This is a genomic window from Marasmitruncus massiliensis, from assembly GCF_900186535.1.
GTDB classification, from domain to species: domain Bacteria; phylum Bacillota; class Clostridia; order Oscillospirales; family Ruminococcaceae; genus Anaerotruncus; species Anaerotruncus massiliensis_A.
The window spans coordinates 26447-42196 of sequence record NZ_FYDE01000002.1 but is presented as its reverse complement, the minus strand read 5'-3'; the positions used below and the strand labels follow the sequence as shown (position 1 = coordinate 42196).

The following is a 15750-nucleotide window of genomic DNA, read 5'->3' as shown; positions in this document are numbered from 1 at the left end:
CCTTCCTGTCTTACAGAAAAAAATCCCCCTGAGTTCCGCTTTTCCTACGGAACTCAGGGGGATTGATCTTGTTTCAGGGATTCGCTGGCAGAAAGTCCGGCTGTTCGCGTCCCATTCTTTGCTGTTCCCTTAAATATTGATCGAATTGCCCGATAGGCATCGGCCTCGCATACAGGAACCCCTGCGCCGCGTCGCACCCGATCTCCTGTAAAAACGCTTCCTGCTGCTTGGTCTCCACCCCTTCGCAGATTACCTTGATGTGCAGTTCCCGGGCAAGTTCAACGAGCTTCTGCACGATCAGCCGTTTGGGGCCTGAGTGGTCGCAGTTTTTCATGAACGCGCGGTCGAGTTTCAGCACATCAGCCGGAATTTCCCCCAGCAGGTTCAGTGAGGAATAGCCGCTGCCGAAATCGTCGATGGACAGGCGCAAGCCCAGCTGATGCAGCCGCTCAATTACAGCCAGAAGGTGATCCATATTTTCAAGATATAAACTTTCGGTCATTTCCAGTTCAATCCAGTGCCGGGGAATTCCGTAGCGCCCGATAATATTCTGAACAGTAGATAAATAGTTCGTGTCATTCAGGAGATAGCGCGACTGGTTAACTGAAATGGGCAGAATCTGCTCGTTTTTACGAATCCTGTCCCCCAGCCATTTGCATATCTGTTCCAGCACGTACAAATCCAGCTTTTCAATGAATCCGTTACGCTCAAAAAGCGGGATAAATTCATCCGGAAGCCGTCTGCTTCCGTCCGGCTTCACCCATCGGATCAAAGCTTCCGCCCCGCAGGGGTGCAGTGTGGAAAGCTCTACCTGAGGCTGCAGATAAATTTGGAATTCCCCATTTTTCAGTGCGGCTTCCATCTCAGATTCAATCTGGTTTTCCCGCTGAATCTGTTCGCTCAATTTTTCATTATAAACCGCATAATGCTTCTTGGGCGACTGTTTGACACATCTGTGGGCAATGGTGGCTTTGTCGATCATAAAAGACACCGGCTCGTCAGAATCCTCAATTTTGTAAGCCCCGCACTTGACAATAATGTCGCTGTCCAACTGCAAAGCTTCCTTAAATTCCTGTTGAATATGGTCTACATTCCGTAAAACTTTTCTTGCGGTCTCTATGGTAACCAGCGCCACAAACTGATCATCGCCTATTCGGGCAAGCACTTCCCATGGCCGCAGATATCTTTTTCCGCAATTTGCAATCATGACCAGAAGACGGTCTCCTATTGCTGTTCCATAGCGCTGATTGACCATTTTAAAGTGCATAACGTCCAGTTTCACCAAATAGTAAGAGTTGCCTTTGTTTTCCCGCAGCAGTTTTTGCGCCCGTATTTTAAAATGCTGGAGGTTAAAACTGCCCGTCAATAAGTCCAGAGTTAAAGCCCGTTCAAGTTTTTTTCGATGCATCAGATAAAGCAGCCAAACCCCGATTACAAACAACAGCAGAATCAGCGGTATCGCAATTAAATTCTGCTTTTTCATCTGCTCTTTTCGCACATCGAGCAGCTGCGCCTGCGCGGTCTGATACGCGTGGTTGATTTCCTTTTGTGAAATAAGCAGAATGCATTTATTCAGGACATCTGTCAGCACGGGGTCCGTTTTTGAACTAACAGCGATACTGATCGGCACATCGGTTTCTTTACCCCGGCTAATGATCAGATTATTCAGCCATTGATTCTGTTGAAGCGCTGAGGCCGAAAACGTGTCAATCAGAGTAACGTCCGCTTTCCCCCTGCAAACCGCCTTCAGACATTCCTTCGTATCCTTATACCATATAATCTCTTTGATGCCCTGCTGCTCTAAAAAGAAGTCCTCCATAAATTTCCACGATTGGCTGAGCGCCACCCTTTCCGGCTGCGCTTTTTGCAGACAATTGCCATTCATTGCCTGGATCATCGGGACATTCAGGTACGGAGCTGTTCTATTCCGGTCTCGGCTCAGTCTCTGCGCAGGAGCGACGCTTGCAATCAGATCCACTTCCCCGCTGTTAAGGATACTTTCGGAATTCTGGCCAGCTTTTACCCCTTTGAATTCAAACTGAATTCCTGAAATCTCCGCAATTTTTTGAAGTATTAAGATATTAACCCCCGAGTATTGCGAAATCTGCGGGTTCCAGTATTCATACGGCTCCCAGTCCGTTTTGCTGGCGACCTTCAGGACCGGCCGGTTCCGGACATATTCCGCTTCCTGCCTGGTAAACATCGGTTGCACTGAAGCAGAGCTGTCGCCGTAATACTTTTCATACAGCCGGGATTCAAACGCAGGATCTGTCGTTTTGATTTTGCGGAGCGCGTCGTTGAGGGGGTCGAGCAGTGCCCGATTCCCTTCGGTCACCATAATGTAAAATGGGTCCTGTTCAAAGCTTGCCACCAGCTTGAGGTGGGGCTGATAGGAAAGACTTCCGGTAACCATGGCATCAATTTTTCCTTCATCAATTGCTTTTGCCGCCTCTCGGGTAGACCCGTATTCTACCGGAACATAAGAAAACCCTTTTTTTGCGGCAAACAGTGCAAAGGCGTCGGCCTGATAGCTGTTTTTCAGGATTCCAACGTGTATTCCGTCAAACGACTGATAGTCTTCATAGAAAACCATGTCGTTATCTTCCCGTACATAAAGCACGCTTAGCTCCCATCCAACAGAATATGCGGAGAAATCAAAATCGCGTTCGCGCTCCTTTGAATATTCCGCGCCGAATACAAGGTCAATCTGCCCGTCTTTTAACAGTTCAAAGCAGTTTTCCCAAGTATCATAGTGATACTCGTAATTCCATCCGGCTTGTCGGGCAATCTCGTCCAAATATTCCGCTTCATATCCTTCCATAGAGCCGCCCGCATTTTGTTTCATCAAATCGCCGTAATCAATATACCCAACCCGGACAGTCCGTCCGGAAGCTTTTGCAGGAACCATCAAATAAGGCAAGAAACCAAAAAGGACAAGCAAGAGCAAAGAAAATACGGCTAATCTCTTTATACTGACCATGATGACTCCCTTCCGGCTCCGGTGGTCCCGGACCTTTTCCTGATAAAAAAATCCCCCATCCAAGCGCACTTGAATAGGGGGGTTAGCAATACGATACTGATGCAACCGGTTGCTATCCCTGAAAGATGCCCCTATTGCTGCGTTTCATTAAAATAAATTTCACAGATTTTCCTTCCAAATTTCATCAAAGAATCTATTCGAGGTTTGAATCTATTCACAGATGTATTCACTGTTTTGAATAGATTTATTATAAAAAAGAATCCTATATTTGTCAATTGCTCCTTTATCTTCCTTTGTATAGCTTGTTTTCCGTAAATGAATGTTTTCCTGCATTTTTATCAATAGACATCTTTTGTGATATAAGAAATCATTGATTCATTCTTTTTCTATATGGCTCCCATGTGATTATGCATATTGCTTTAAAAATAGATTTTTAATTTGTGCGGTAATCCATTTTTGATGTTAAAGTTCACAAAATTAGTCTTTATTTATGCAACAAAAATATAAATTTCTCGTAGCTTTTGGCTTGTTTTTCTATTTACAGTATATTTGCCGCCATGCTATAATAGAAATCATAAATGTTGTTTGATATTTGACAAACTTAATGTTTCCCACCAAATTTGCAGTCACTCCGTCAGCCTTTCTGTGCCGATGTGCGCGCAAAATATTTGAATCAAAGGGTGAACAAGATGGAAAATCAGCTCAATTTCGAAAAAGCGGAGGAAATTCTGAATGCCTACGGGCGACAGCCTTCTTCCCTCATTGCCATCATGCAGGATATTCAAAGCGAATACCGTTACCTGCCGCAAAGTATTCTGGAATACATCGCGGCAGGGCTGGATATCAGCATTGCGAAGGTTTTCAGTGTTGCTACCTTCTATGAGAATTTCTCGCTGGAGCCCAAGGGTAAATATGTGATTCGTATCTGTGACGGGACCGCCTGTCATGTCCGCAAATCCATCCCCATTCTGGAAGCTCTCCGCGAAGAACTTGGGCTTTCGGCGAAAAAACATACGACGGACGATATGATGTTCACTGTGGAAACTGTTTCCTGTCTTGGCGCCTGCGGCCTTGCCCCCGTTCTGACTGTGAACGACAAGGTTCACTCCACGATGACGCCCGATAAAGCGATTGCGCTGCTCAATGACCTGAAGGAGGGCAAAGAGGATGCATAATGTACACTCTTATGACGAGCTGGTAAATCTGCGCGAGTTCGCGGCCGGTTCGCTGGAAAAACAGCAGAAAAAAGTGCTGATCTGCGGCGGTACCGGATGCGTGGCGGGCGGTTCGTTACATATTTACGAGCAAATTAAGCAAATGTGTGAAGATAAAGGCCTTGACGTCTGTGTAGAACTGGCACATGAACCGCACGGCGACAATATCGGGCTGAAAAAAAGCGGATGCCACGGCTTCTGTGAAATGGGGCCGCTGCTGAAAATTGAACCTTTGGGTGTGCTTTATACGAAGGTGAAGCCTTCAGACTGCGAAGAGATTGTTGAGAAAAGTGTGCTCGGCGATGAAATCGTTAAGCACCTGCTTTACCAACTGGACGGAAAAAGCTATCAGCATCAGGAAGAAATCCCTTTTTATAAAAAGCAAACCCGTGTTGTGCTGGCAAACTGTGGCCAGTCCGATGCCGAAGACGTGTTGGAGTATATTGCCAAAGGCGGTTATTCCGCATTGGCCAAAGCGCTCTCCTCTATGACAGGAGAAGAGGTCTGCAAACAGATTTCGGAATCCAACCTGCGCGGACGCGGGGGCGGCGGCTTCCCTACCGGCAGAAAATGGGAACAGGTGCGCCGGCAGGCGGAGCCTGTCAAATATATCGTCTGCAACGGCGACGAGGGCGACCCCGGCGCGTTCATGGACCGCTCCATTATGGAGGGCGACCCCCATAAGATGCTGGAGGGTATGATGATTGCCGGCTATGCAGCCGGTGCGCAGGAAGGCTATATCTATGTGCGCGCGGAATATCCGCTGGCTGTCAACCGCCTGAGAACCGCCATTCGCAAGGCTGAAGAAATCGGCCTATTGGGCGAAAATATTCTTGGCTCCGGTTTTAATTTTAAGCTACATATCAACCGGGGCGCGGGCGCGTTCGTCTGCGGCGAAGGCAGCGCTTTGACTACTTCTATTGAGGGAAAACGCGGTATGCCCCGCGTCAAGCCGCCCCGTACTGTGGAGCAAGGACTGTTCGGCAAGCCAACCGTCCTCAACAACGTGGAGACCTTCGCGAATGTTCCGGAAATCATTTTGAACGGCGCGGCCTGGTTTAAATCCATCGGTCCGGAGAATAGCCCGGGTACCAAGGCCTTTGCCTTAACAGGCAATGTCAACAATACCGGCCTGATCGAAGTGCCGATGGGGACAACCCTGCGGGAGGTTATCTTCGATATCGGCGGCGGTGTTAAAAACGGCAAGGCTTTCAAAGCGGTTCAGATCGGCGGACCTTCAGGCGGATGCCTGACAAGTGAGCACCTTGACCTGCCCATGGATTTTGACTCGCTGAAAAAAGTGGGGGCCATGGTTGGTTCCGGCGGCCTTGTCGTGATGGACGACAGCACCTGTATGGTTGAGGTTTCCCGTTTCTTCATGAACTTTACACAGAACGAATCCTGCGGCAAATGTGTCCCCTGCCGCGAGGGCACCAAGCGGATGCTGGAGATTCTGGAGCGGATCGTTCGCGGCGAGGGAACCTCGGAAGACCTCGATCTGCTGTCCGAGCTTGCTGCCACAATTTCCGAAACCGCGCTCTGCGGACTTGGCAAAACTGCCGCCTCCCCTGTGCAGAGCACCCTAAAATACTTCCGTGACGAATATGAGGCGCATGTCATCGAAAAACGCTGTCCCGCGGGCGACTGCAAGGCGCTGCGGGTGATTCAGATTGACCCGGCGCTCTGCAAAGGATGCAGCAAATGCTCCAAAACCTGTCCTGTGGGTGCAATCAGCGGCAAGATTAAAGAACCGTTCAGCATCAATACCAAAACCTGCATCAAGTGCGGCGCCTGCATTGCTGCATGCCCGTTCAAGGCAATCAAGGAGGCTTAAGCAATGAGTAAAGGAATTATGTATATCGACGGCAAGCGGGTTGCCTTTGACGGGGAGAAAAACGTGCTTGCGGTCATCCGCAAGGCAGGCATTGAAATCCCCACTTTCTGCTATTATTCCGAGCTTTCCGTTTACGGCGCGTGCCGGATGTGCGTTGTGGAAAATGAGCGCGGCGGCATCGAGGCCTCCTGTTCCATGCAGCCCAGAGACGGCATGAAAATCCGCACCAATACCGCCCGCCTGCAAAAGCACCGGAAAATGATTTTGGAACTGCTGCTGGCAGCACACTGCCGTGACTGCACTGTCTGTGAAAAAAACGGACGCTGTAAGCTGCAGGAGCTTGCGCTCCAGTACGGAATCCGTAATATCCGGTTTCAGGACACCCGTGAAAAGTTTGAGCTGGACAAAACCAGCCCTTCGATCCTTCGTGATCCAAATAAATGTATCCTCTGCGGGGACTGCGTGCGCGTCTGCGAAGAGGTTCAAGGCATGGGCGTCATTGATTTTGCCTACCGTGGCTCCAAGCTACAGATCATGCCCGCGTTCAACAGAAAACTCAGCGATACCGATTGCATTGGCTGCGGCCAATGCGCGGCCGTCTGCCCTACCGGCGCTATCACCATCAGAGGTGATATCGGCCGCGCCTGGAAAGCCATTCAGGACCCCACCAAGCGCGTGATCGTACAGGTCGCTCCTGCGGTGCGGGTTGCCATCGGCGAGGAATTCGGTATGGAGGCCGGAGAAAACACGATGGGCAAGCTTGTGGCCGCATTGAAGATGATGGGCGTGGACGAAGTGTTTGATACGACGCTTGGCGCTGATCTGACAGTCATGGAAGAGGCCAGTGAGTTCCTAAAACGCCTGGAAAACGGCGGCCCGTTTCCAATGTTTACCTCCTGCTGTCCCGCGTGGGTGCGTTACGTGGAATCACGCAACACAAAATATCTGCCCAATGTCTCCACCTGCAAATCCCCGATGGAAATGTTCGGCGCCACGCTGAAAGCCCATTACAAGACCATGGAAGCCGTGGACGGAAAAGGAGCCGTTGTGATCGCAATCATGCCCTGTACCGCCAAAAAGGGAGAAGCTCAACGGGAAGAATTTAAGCGCGATGGCCTAAATGACATTGATTATGTCTTGACAACGCAGGAAATTAGTACGATGATAAAAGAAAATGGAATCGTGTTTAAGGATCTGGAAAGTGAAGCGACCGATATGCCTTTCGGACTCGGCAGCGGGGCAGGCGTCATTTTCGGTACCACCGGCGGTGTCGCCGAAGCGGTGATCCGACGTTGCTCTGCGGAGAAAAACACCAACATGCTGCGTGAAATTGAATTCTGCGGTGTACGCGGGATGGACTTTGTCAAGGAGGCCACCGTTACAGTCGGAGAAAAAGAGCTGAAAATCGCTGTTGTCCACGGGCTGAAAAATGCACAGGACCTGCTGAAAAAGATCGACGCGGGTGAGGTTTCCTATGACCTGGTGGAGGTCATGGCATGCTGGGGCGGCTGTATTGGCGGCGCGGGCCAGCCGACCGGGCGCTTCGATCAGAGGAAGGCACGCGCACAGGGGCTTTATGACGCCGACCAGCTTTCGCAGATCAAACGCTCGGAGGAAAATCCAATGATTATGGCGCTTTACAACGGCGTGCTGAAAAAGAACCGCCACGAGCTGCTGCACGTCCATTACGGCAAACAGGATTGAGATGAAAGGGGCGTCTCTATGTTAACATTGGAGGTCTGCGTGGGCAGCGCCTGTCATGTAAAAGGTTCCTATAACATCATCAGCAAATTGCAGGAATTGATTTCTGAAAACGGGTTGGAAGACCGGCTGGAGGTCAAAGCGGCATTCTGCTTTGGACGATGCGCGCATGCGGTGTCCGTCCAGTTTGAGGGGGAAGACGAAGTTTTCAGCGTTGCGCCTACTTCCGCTTCCGTTACGCAGTTTTTTGATTCGGAAATCCGAAAACGCCTGAATGGTTGAAAAACGCTCTCGTAAGAAGTTCTTACGGGAGCGTTTTTTCGTCTTTGCTGAGGCGGGGGCATTCCCTGCGCCCACAGCGGCGGCTGGGACAATGGCAGCCTGAGCAGTGGCAGTCTTCCTGCTTGCAAACGGTATAGCTGCCGCCCTCAATTTGCAGGGAGCCGCCTTCGACAAGGAACTGCGCCAGCTTTTTGCGGGCGATCTCATAGATGCGCTGGACGGTTGTACGCGCGACCGCCATCTGCGCGGCGCATTCCTCCTGTGTCAGCCCCAGATAATCAATGAGGCGGACGGCCTCGTATTCCTCCAGCGTCATGGAGAGCGGCACACCGCCCCCGCTGTCCGCGCAGACAAACGATGTGCGCGGCGGCAGGGCGCAGATACGCCTGCATTTCACCGGTCTTGGCATAGGTGTCCCCTCCCCTTTCTATGTCCAGTATAAACGGAAGCGCGCAGGCTGTCAACCGCGCGCAGACAATAAAAACCCCGCCGGCTGTGGAGGCAACCGGCGGGAATTTTCTGTTTTAATAAACCGCTAGGGATTTATTATTTGGATGCTTTCTTGAACGCAACAGCGCCAGCAGCAGCCAGGGAAACAACAGCGGCAACAACGGCTACGCCGACCATGTCGGAAGAACCGGTGTTCGGGATTTCTTTGCCGGTGTCAACGGTAGTATCGGTATCGTCGTCAACGGGCTCTTCATCAACATCATCGATCACATCGAGGTCGAGCTCGGTGTCAGAAATCACATAGGTGCCGAGGGTGCGGGTCTTGATGGACCAGCCGGGAATCTCGGTGGTGCCATCATTGTCCTCGTCATAGGTGAACTGAGAGGTAACATCGATCAGGTTGCCGTCAGCATCTTTCTCGTAGATGAAGCAATCTTCCGGATTGGGAGTATAGTCATCATCTTCATCCCACGGAATACCCAGAGTCAGGGTAGCACGGGAGGTAGCAGGAACGGTCGGATTGCCAACGAAATCGAAGAACCACAGGTCAGCGTTCACAGGATCGCCATAGGTGGAGTAGATTTCAGAGTCAGACTTGGTCTGCAGACGAGCGTAGAATTTAGAAGCATCGTCGTTTGCTTCGAAGTACAGAGCAGCACGGTCATCGCCCCAAACAAGGGTGTTGTCCTCGTTGTCGTCCGGATCGAAGTAAACGCGGTCGCCGGTATCAACATTGGAATCATTGCCTGTTTTCACGTTGTTGATCCAGAAAGTGTAGTTGATCGTAAAGGTCTCGCCAGAAGTCCAAGCATCGCCGTTGGTGACTTCTTTAGAACCAGTGTAGGAAGCAGAATCACCTTTTGCTTTGAATGTGATCTTACCACTGGATTTCAGGTCAGAAGTAGTGGTGGAATCAGCCAGCGTAATCTTCAGGAAAGCAGTACGCTGATTGAGGTTGCTCATCTTCTTGTCGTCAAGAACTTCAACCTTGCTGACATATTTGCTGCCATCATTCTTGTCAACATCAAACTTGAAGTAGTCGGTGTTGGTCAGGGAGTCAAGGCTAACGTCGTAAGAGGCTGCTGAGCCTGCACTGTAGCTATAAGCAACCATTGTCTTAGTGGTTGTAGAATAATAGAACTTTGCATCAGCAGACTGCCACGGAGTACCAGCAGTGATCTTAAGAGTAGAAACACTAGTTTCTGCAAGTGCATCAGTTTCATGGTTTGCAACTTCAGCAGCTAACGCATTATCATACTCTGTTTTGCCAGCTTCAATATAGAAATTTACTGAACCCACAGGTGCAGTAGCTGCGGTATTATCAGGGACCAGAGTAAGATTGCTATTACTATCAGAATAGTACACATCGCCAGTCTCTGCATTAACTGCAGTCCAGTCAGCCAGTTTATTTCCAGCGCCGATTGCAGCTTCAGCTTCTGTCTTATCATCTGCTGCAACTGTTGTTAAAGCAGCAGTAAAGGCAGCATCAGCGCCTGCCTCATAATAGCCATTAGCATCAGTAGGTTCAGTAGTACCAGCAGTGCCATTAACAACTGCATCGCTCATAGTGCTGCCCAACGGGATATACATTGTAATTCCCGGGACAACCCCATCGATTCCGTAGCTAATAGTCCCTGAGGAACCAGTCAGAAACGGAACACTGGGAGTAGTGTCAAACACATCGCTCGAACTACCGACAATGCTATCACCGTCAGAATTGTAGACTGTCGTGGTAACATTCGATGCAGCAAACGCAGGAACCGCCATTGCAACAGTCATTGCACCAGCGAGAACCGCAGAAAGAACTTTCTTCATGTTCAAAAATCCTCCTTACAAGTTTTAAAATCAGTTTTTGATCGAATCGAAAGGAACAACCCTCCAGTAATTCCTTTTGATAATGTTAGTATATCCCAAGAAATTGGTTTTGTCAAGCATTTTTGTAACCTTTTTGTAATCTTTTGTAACCAATTTGTAACTTATTTTCCATAAAATAGAAAAAGGACGGATGTGGAGAGCCATCCGTCCTTTTATTGATTCAATTAGAGAATTCCGAAATTAGAAGCGGCCAGTGCCCGGGTTTTCTTTCACGTCAGTGGGCTCTTCAACAGCAGGCTCTTCTTCCGGAGTGGTAGCAGCGCCGTTGGAGAAGATGTAGGTGCCCAGTGTACGGGTCTTGATGGTGAACACGGAATCGCCGTCATCATTTTCGCCAGCGGTGAATTTCTCGGTCACATCAACCAGAGCGCCGTCAACTACTTCGTAGATCACGACATCTTCAGCAGCAACGGTCTCTTCGCCATCTTCGTCAATGAACGGATTGTAGAGTTCAAGAACCGGACGGCTGGTAGCAGAGATGGTCGGGTTGCCAACGAAGGAACGGATGAACGCATCGGTGCCGGCAAAGTTCTCGGCATAGTCAGCGTTGTCCCATTTGGTGGAGAGCTTCGGATAGTATTTGTTGACATCGGAATCGCCTTCGAAAGTCAGTCTGGCAATGGTGTCATTCTCATCTTCCCAAGTGATTTCATTGTCTTCATTCTTCAAAGGCTTTGCAATGAAGCCGCCTTCACCTGCATCCCAATCGTTGTCGCCTTTCAGCTCAGTGTTGGTGATATAGAGTTTACCAAGCTCAACAGTGAGTTTGTCTCCAGTAGCAACACCGGCAATGTCATCTTTCGCTGTGAAAGTGACAGACGGATTGATCTTGAACTCTTTATCGGTCGTGTCATCATTCAGTTCGATCTTGACAACAACTTCACGGCCATCAGTGTCATCTTCAATATCTTTTTCGGTGACAGAGATCTTCTTGATCATTTTGGTGTCATCGTCGCCCTTATCGGTCTTAATCTTGAAGTAATCATCATCGGTCAGATAACCCTTCAAAGCAGAACCAAGAATAGTAGCAGGGGCAGTAGCACCGTCAGAGAACGTAAGAGCGTTAATATTGATATAGACCGTCTTATCGGGTTTAACAGTATTGGTGTCCAGTTCCACATCAGTATCCGTGTAAACGTTAGTACCGAAAGCAGCAGTAGCAGTATAATCTTTCGCATCAGCCGCAAACGCAGACATGCTAGCCATAGAAGCAACGGTTGCAACCGTCAGAAGGGAAGCAATCAGCTTTTTCATTGGGAATCTCCTCCTAATAATTTAAAATCAGTTTTATTCGAGGGAACTACTCTCCAGATCTTCCCTCGCTTGCAACCAGTATATCCCATCCGGGGCGGCTTGTCAATCACTTTTGTCATAGTTTTGTAACTTTTTGTTACCGCTTTGTAACTTAATTTGCAAAAAATGGAAATTCCTGCCGATTGTCAGCGTTTGAGCCGCGCTCCCTCGGTAAAACAGGAAAACCGCGCGTTGTAGCGGTAGGCCACCTTGGCATACGGCAGGCCGCTGCGGTTTTTGAGCATCACCAGCTCCACCGCCCGCGGGGACGCCGCTTTCGCCGCGTTGACGTCAAAGCCCGGCTCCCCCGCCCCCGCCAGCTGCAGGCCCAGCAGGACGTCGGAGGAATATTCCACCGCGCCGCTCTCCTTGAACGCCTCCATCGAAACGGCGTTGCGGTAGTTCTCTCGGTTGAAACTGGAAACCGCAAACACCGGCACGTCAAAATCGCGGCTGATGCGCTTGAGCTCCACCACCGCGCGGTCGGTGTTCTGCTTGTCGGTGGCGCGCCGGTCGTCGGGCTGCAAAATTTGCAGATAATCTACGATTACCACCGGCTTGCGCCCCCGCAGGCGGATATGCTCATGCACCGCCCGCCGAATTTCCTGCACACCGATGTCCGCGATGCCCTCGCGGATGAACAGCCCCTCCCCCGCTTTCCGGTAGGCCGCCACCGCACTGTCAAACAGCGTTTTCTGCGCGCTTCCTTCTTCCAGACCGCCACGCAAGACCTGCCGCATCGTCAGTGCGTCGGACCGTTCCGCGGTCGGGTCCAGCAGGTAGCTGGTGCGCGAAATGCTCTTCGCCATCAGTTCCATTCGGCTCATTTCCAGCGAAAAATACAGCACGTCCGTTTCCTGCTCCGCTATGTAATCGGCAATCTGGAGCACAAACGACGTCTTTCCCAGCGACGAAATCGCTCCTATTATATAGAGCCCCGCGTACAGGCCGCCGTCCAGCAGGGCGTCCAGTTCGTAAAAGCCGGTCGAATACGCGTTCCGGCTCGCGCGTCTGGCCGTCCAGTCCAGCAGGCTTTCCACCGCGTTCGCCGTATTCGTGCGCTCGTACTGGTAACGGTCGGCGTTTACCGCGCGTTCCAGACAGGCCCGCAGCGCTTCCCTGTCTTTCACAAGCAGCTCGTTCAGGTCTTTGGCCCCTTCCGACAGCTCCAGGGTCCGGCATTCCAGCCCTAACACCGCCAACCCTGCCGAAAGTTCCTCATTCATCCGGCGTCCCGCTTCGTCGGCGTCGCCCGCCGCCAGAAAAGTATAGCTGTTCGCCGCCGCAGGGTTCGCTTCACACAGCGCCAGAAATTTGCGCACATTTGAGACGCCGCAAAGCGCCATCGCCTGAAATCCACATTCCTCCGCTGAAAGTGCATCGAATACCGCTTCGGTTATGAACAGTGCGCCCCCCTTTCCCTCGCCGGAAAGGTAGTCCGCGCCGAACACATCCATTGCGCCCGCGCTGTTTTTATAGCGCGGCTGAAGATTTTCGGAGATGGCGCGCGCACAGTAGCAGGTGCACTTCCCTGCCGTAAAAATCGGCAGTACCGCACGTCCGCTGCTTTCATATAAGTGGTATCGTTCGCAGAGTTCCTGAGATAATCCCCGTTTTGCAAAGTATCCGCCGCCCATACCGTTTTTCACAATTTCCGCCTCCACGTGAGCGGTAAAGTCGGCAACGGGTTCCTTGAGCTCCCGTCGCGCGGCCCTTTGCTCTATCAAGGAGGTTGATGGTTTTTCGCTTTTTCCGAACTCTTCCGGAAACGGTTTACCGAAAATTTCACAGGCTCGTTTCACCTGTCGCGGGAAGCTGTCGCATTCCGGATAATCCATTCGGATAACATCGAACAGGTCATAACTGACGCCGCAGGAAAAGCAGTGAAGCGTACAGTTCTGGCGGTTATAAGACATGCTGGGGTTTAAATCTTCATGTGCCGGATTAATGCAGCGAATCATTCGATTGCGCTTGCCTCCGATCAGGATTCGCTTCTGTGCCATATATTCCGGCAGGAGTTGTTTCAATTCATCGATCAGGTGCTCTTTGTTCTTCATTGCTTGCTCTCTCCTCTTGGTTCAGAATAACATGGATTGTTTCTATTCACAAGTCTATAAACAAATCTATTCGCGATTCTATTCGAAGTGGTATCCGCTTGTTAGTTTTACTTACTTTATTCAAGTACTTGTCCCTGTTTTGACAACTTTTTCATATGAGCAGTAATATAATGGCTTTGCAATTATAAAAAGCCATCTAATATATAATACACTATATATTAGTTAATATATTAATTATTGCATATTTTATATATTAATTTATGCATTAACTATCATATTGTATTTCCTAATAAATTATGTGTTATATGATATATTTTATGATATTATATAAAATAAAATATTTATTATATCAGTCAATAAATAATATCATATATATCCCATTGGATTCGTTATGATGTTTTTTCACATATTCATTTACTTACGAATTATGATATGATATAATAAAACAAATAATAAATTAATCAGCATACTCGTCAACATATGGGAGGTTATCAAATGGGAAAGATCATCACGTTTGGAACATTAAAAGGCGGAGTGGGAAAGACCATGCTCTGCTTCAACATCGGCGGCATTCTTTCTCAACTGGGCAACAGAGTGCTTGTCATCGACAGTGACCTTCAAGGCAACCTGACCAACAATATGGGAATTGACCGCACCAGTGAAAACCTTTGTACAACCTATGACATTTACAGTATCGATGCAGATCCTCCTGAACCGGAACGCCTGGTTTTTAAGCGGCCTATCGACCGCCTGCCAGAGTTGGATATGATCGCCGGATCAATCTTTTTACATAAAGCAGAACTCAAAATTGCATCTGTAGCAGGGCGTGAGCAAATTCTTGCCAATTATCTTTCTGACCATAAAGATTTTTTCAATCAATACGACCACATTCTGATCGATACGAATCCCAGCATGTCGATTGTCAACCAGAATGCTTTTCTGGTTTCAGATGCCATCCTTTTAGTAAGTGACGTATCGATGAACGCAATCGAAGGAGCCCAACTGTTTATCGCGCTTTGGGAAGACGCGCGCCGAAGGCTGCGCAGGGAAGACAACATCAAAGGTTTTATTGTCAACGACTATGACGCCAGAAACCGCCTTTCCAGTGACTTTCTCGAATATCTGCGCACCTCTCCGGATACCGCCGACTTGCGGGAAATCTTGTTTGACACGATCATTCCGCGTAACGTCAAAATTACTGAAAGCGAACTTGCAGCTATCCCAATTTCGCTTTATGACATTCGTTCAAAAGGATGCGACGCGATTGCGTCATTAGTCGACGAAATGCTCGCAAAGAAAATTGTATAATAATAGGTATTAATGATTACGAATAGCGAATCTATTCGTGATTACAACCGTGAATAGATATTTTGCATAAGTTCTATAAGATACTGCATCAAGGAGGACATATTTATGGCTAACAAATTCACAAAAAGCGTTCTTGAACGTCAGGCAAAAGAAGCAAAAGATGCCAAGCTGTATTCGCATTCAGCTGAAACTTCACAATCAGAACCAGAATCGCACACGGCAGAAACGTTCATCCCGCCGGTTATTGATCCAGAACCTAAAAATTCTACTATACAGCCCCCCCCTAAAGCTTCGGAAAATAATGCGCCCAGAAAGCAATCAAAAACATTTGTATCGGGGCAAGTCGATCTATCTGCATTTATCATTCGTGATAACGAACGCAGCGCTAAAAACAAAACATTTTATTTAGACGCAGCAGTAATCGATGCAATTAAAACCGCGGCCACAGCTCAAAAAGTGACCGATAGCAAACTGGTAAATGATATTTTGAAAAAAATCCTTGGCGTAAAATAGAAAGCTAAAGTGCTTTACACATAAGTTAAACTTTTCATGGTACCAACTAACCGAAACTAGGTACCAACCTTATAAATATCATAAATTTATCGAATCTTTCTTCATTTTAAAGGATATTATTAAGACAGAAAAAACGTGAACAGTCCCTATAAAAAGAAAACAGTGAATAGATTAGTACACCACTAACCGAAACTGGGTACCTTTTTTATGAAAATCAATTTACGATCAAATTTCTCCAATTTT

At 48.8% G+C, this 15750-nt stretch carries 11 protein-coding genes; 6 read left to right on the top strand and 5 right to left on the bottom strand.

Annotated features, from left to right (window positions below; translation table 11 throughout):
- Positions 1-73: 73 nt before the first annotated feature.
- Positions 74-2845 (bottom strand): EAL domain-containing protein, encoded by a 2772-nt coding sequence (locus C1A10_RS00610; protein WP_180950924.1) that lies wholly within the window; start codon positions 2843-2845, stop codon positions 74-76.
- A gap of 824 nt (positions 2846-3669) precedes the next feature.
- On the opposite strand from C1A10_RS00610, the gene C1A10_RS00605 reads away from it, so the two are divergent.
- The 4 genes from C1A10_RS00605 to C1A10_RS00590 are packed head-to-tail and all read left to right on the top strand — an operon-like array spanning position 3670 to position 8011.
- Entirely contained in the window at positions 3670-4155 is a 486-nt protein-coding gene (locus C1A10_RS00605; protein ID WP_101908378.1) for a complex I 24 kDa subunit family protein, read from the top strand.
- The gene (nuoF, locus tag C1A10_RS00600; RefSeq protein WP_101908377.1) at positions 4148-6028 is read left to right on the top strand and encodes an NADH-quinone oxidoreductase subunit NuoF; all 1881 of its coding nucleotides are present in this window, start codon (positions 4148-4150) and stop codon (positions 6026-6028) included. The genes C1A10_RS00605 and nuoF overlap by 8 nt, the downstream gene beginning before the upstream one ends.
- Positions 6029-6031: 3 nt before the next feature.
- A complete protein-coding gene (locus C1A10_RS00595; RefSeq protein ID WP_101908376.1) occupies positions 6032-7732 on the top strand; it encodes a [FeFe] hydrogenase, group A in 1701 nt (566 codons plus the stop codon).
- 18 nt (positions 7733-7750) lie between these two features.
- Positions 7751-8011: a (2Fe-2S) ferredoxin domain-containing protein gene (locus C1A10_RS00590; protein WP_101908375.1), complete on the top strand. Its 261-nt coding sequence runs from the start codon at positions 7751-7753 to the stop codon at positions 8009-8011.
- A 22-nt stretch (positions 8012-8033) separates the two neighbouring features.
- Here C1A10_RS00590 and C1A10_RS00585 read toward each other — a convergent pair whose 3' ends face one another.
- The 4 genes from C1A10_RS00585 to C1A10_RS00570 form a co-directional block, all read right to left on the bottom strand.
- On the bottom strand, positions 8034-8420 hold the full coding sequence (locus C1A10_RS00585; protein ID WP_101908374.1) for a DUF134 domain-containing protein: 387 nt from the start codon (positions 8418-8420) through the stop codon (positions 8034-8036).
- A 137-nt stretch (positions 8421-8557) separates the two neighbouring features.
- Positions 8558-10276 carry a hypothetical protein gene (locus C1A10_RS00580; protein ID WP_101908373.1) on the bottom strand — a complete coding sequence of 573 codons (1719 nt, stop codon included), beginning with the start codon at positions 10274-10276 and terminating at the stop codon, positions 8558-8560.
- A 240-nt stretch (positions 10277-10516) separates the two neighbouring features.
- The gene (locus C1A10_RS00575; RefSeq protein ID WP_101908372.1) at positions 10517-11590 is read right to left on the bottom strand and encodes a hypothetical protein; all 1074 of its coding nucleotides are present in this window, start codon (positions 11588-11590) and stop codon (positions 10517-10519) included.
- Between the two features lie 185 nt (positions 11591-11775).
- Positions 11776-13686, bottom strand: coding sequence for a DnaB-like helicase C-terminal domain-containing protein (locus C1A10_RS00570; protein ID WP_101908371.1), 1911 nt, complete (start codon positions 13684-13686; stop codon positions 11776-11778).
- A 495-nt stretch (positions 13687-14181) separates the two neighbouring features.
- Here C1A10_RS00570 and C1A10_RS00565 point away from each other — a divergent pair, with 495 nt between their 5' ends.
- Both C1A10_RS00565 and C1A10_RS00560 read left to right on the top strand, forming a co-directional pair.
- Positions 14182-14994, top strand: coding sequence for a ParA family protein (locus tag C1A10_RS00565; RefSeq protein WP_180950923.1), 813 nt, complete (start codon positions 14182-14184; stop codon positions 14992-14994).
- Between the two features lie 105 nt (positions 14995-15099).
- A complete protein-coding gene (locus C1A10_RS00560) occupies positions 15100-15507 on the top strand; it encodes a hypothetical protein (RefSeq protein WP_101908369.1) in 408 nt (135 codons plus the stop codon).
- Positions 15508-15750 lie beyond the last annotated feature (243 nt).

Bases quoted from the DNA above. Each gene is read 5' to 3' on its own strand.
- nuoF (WP_101908377.1), top strand. From the start codon at position 4,148: ATGCATAATGTACACTCTTATGACGAGCTGGTAAATCTGCGCGAGTTC.
- C1A10_RS00605 (WP_101908378.1), top strand. From the start codon at position 3,670: ATGGAAAATCAGCTCAATTTCGAAAAAGCGGAGGAAATTCTGAATGCC.
- C1A10_RS00580 (WP_101908373.1), bottom strand. From the start codon at position 10,276: ATGAAGAAAGTTCTTTCTGCGGTTCTCGCTGGTGCAATGACTGTTGCA.
- C1A10_RS00560 (WP_101908369.1), top strand. From the start codon at position 15,100: ATGGCTAACAAATTCACAAAAAGCGTTCTTGAACGTCAGGCAAAAGAA.
- C1A10_RS00565 (WP_180950923.1), top strand. From the start codon at position 14,182: ATGGGAAAGATCATCACGTTTGGAACATTAAAAGGCGGAGTGGGAAAG.
- C1A10_RS00595 (WP_101908376.1), top strand. From the start codon at position 6,032: ATGAGTAAAGGAATTATGTATATCGACGGCAAGCGGGTTGCCTTTGAC.
- C1A10_RS00575 (WP_101908372.1), bottom strand. From the start codon at position 11,590: ATGAAAAAGCTGATTGCTTCCCTTCTGACGGTTGCAACCGTTGCTTCT.
- C1A10_RS00610 (WP_180950924.1), bottom strand. From the start codon at position 2,845: ATGAAACAAAATGCGGGCGGCTCTATGGAAGGATATGAAGCGGAATAT.
- C1A10_RS00590 (WP_101908375.1), top strand. From the start codon at position 7,751: ATGTTAACATTGGAGGTCTGCGTGGGCAGCGCCTGTCATGTAAAAGGT.
- C1A10_RS00570 (WP_101908371.1), bottom strand. From the start codon at position 13,686: ATGAAGAACAAAGAGCACCTGATCGATGAATTGAAACAACTCCTGCCG.
- C1A10_RS00585 (WP_101908374.1), bottom strand. From the start codon at position 8,420: ATGCCAAGACCGGTGAAATGCAGGCGTATCTGCGCCCTGCCGCCGCGC.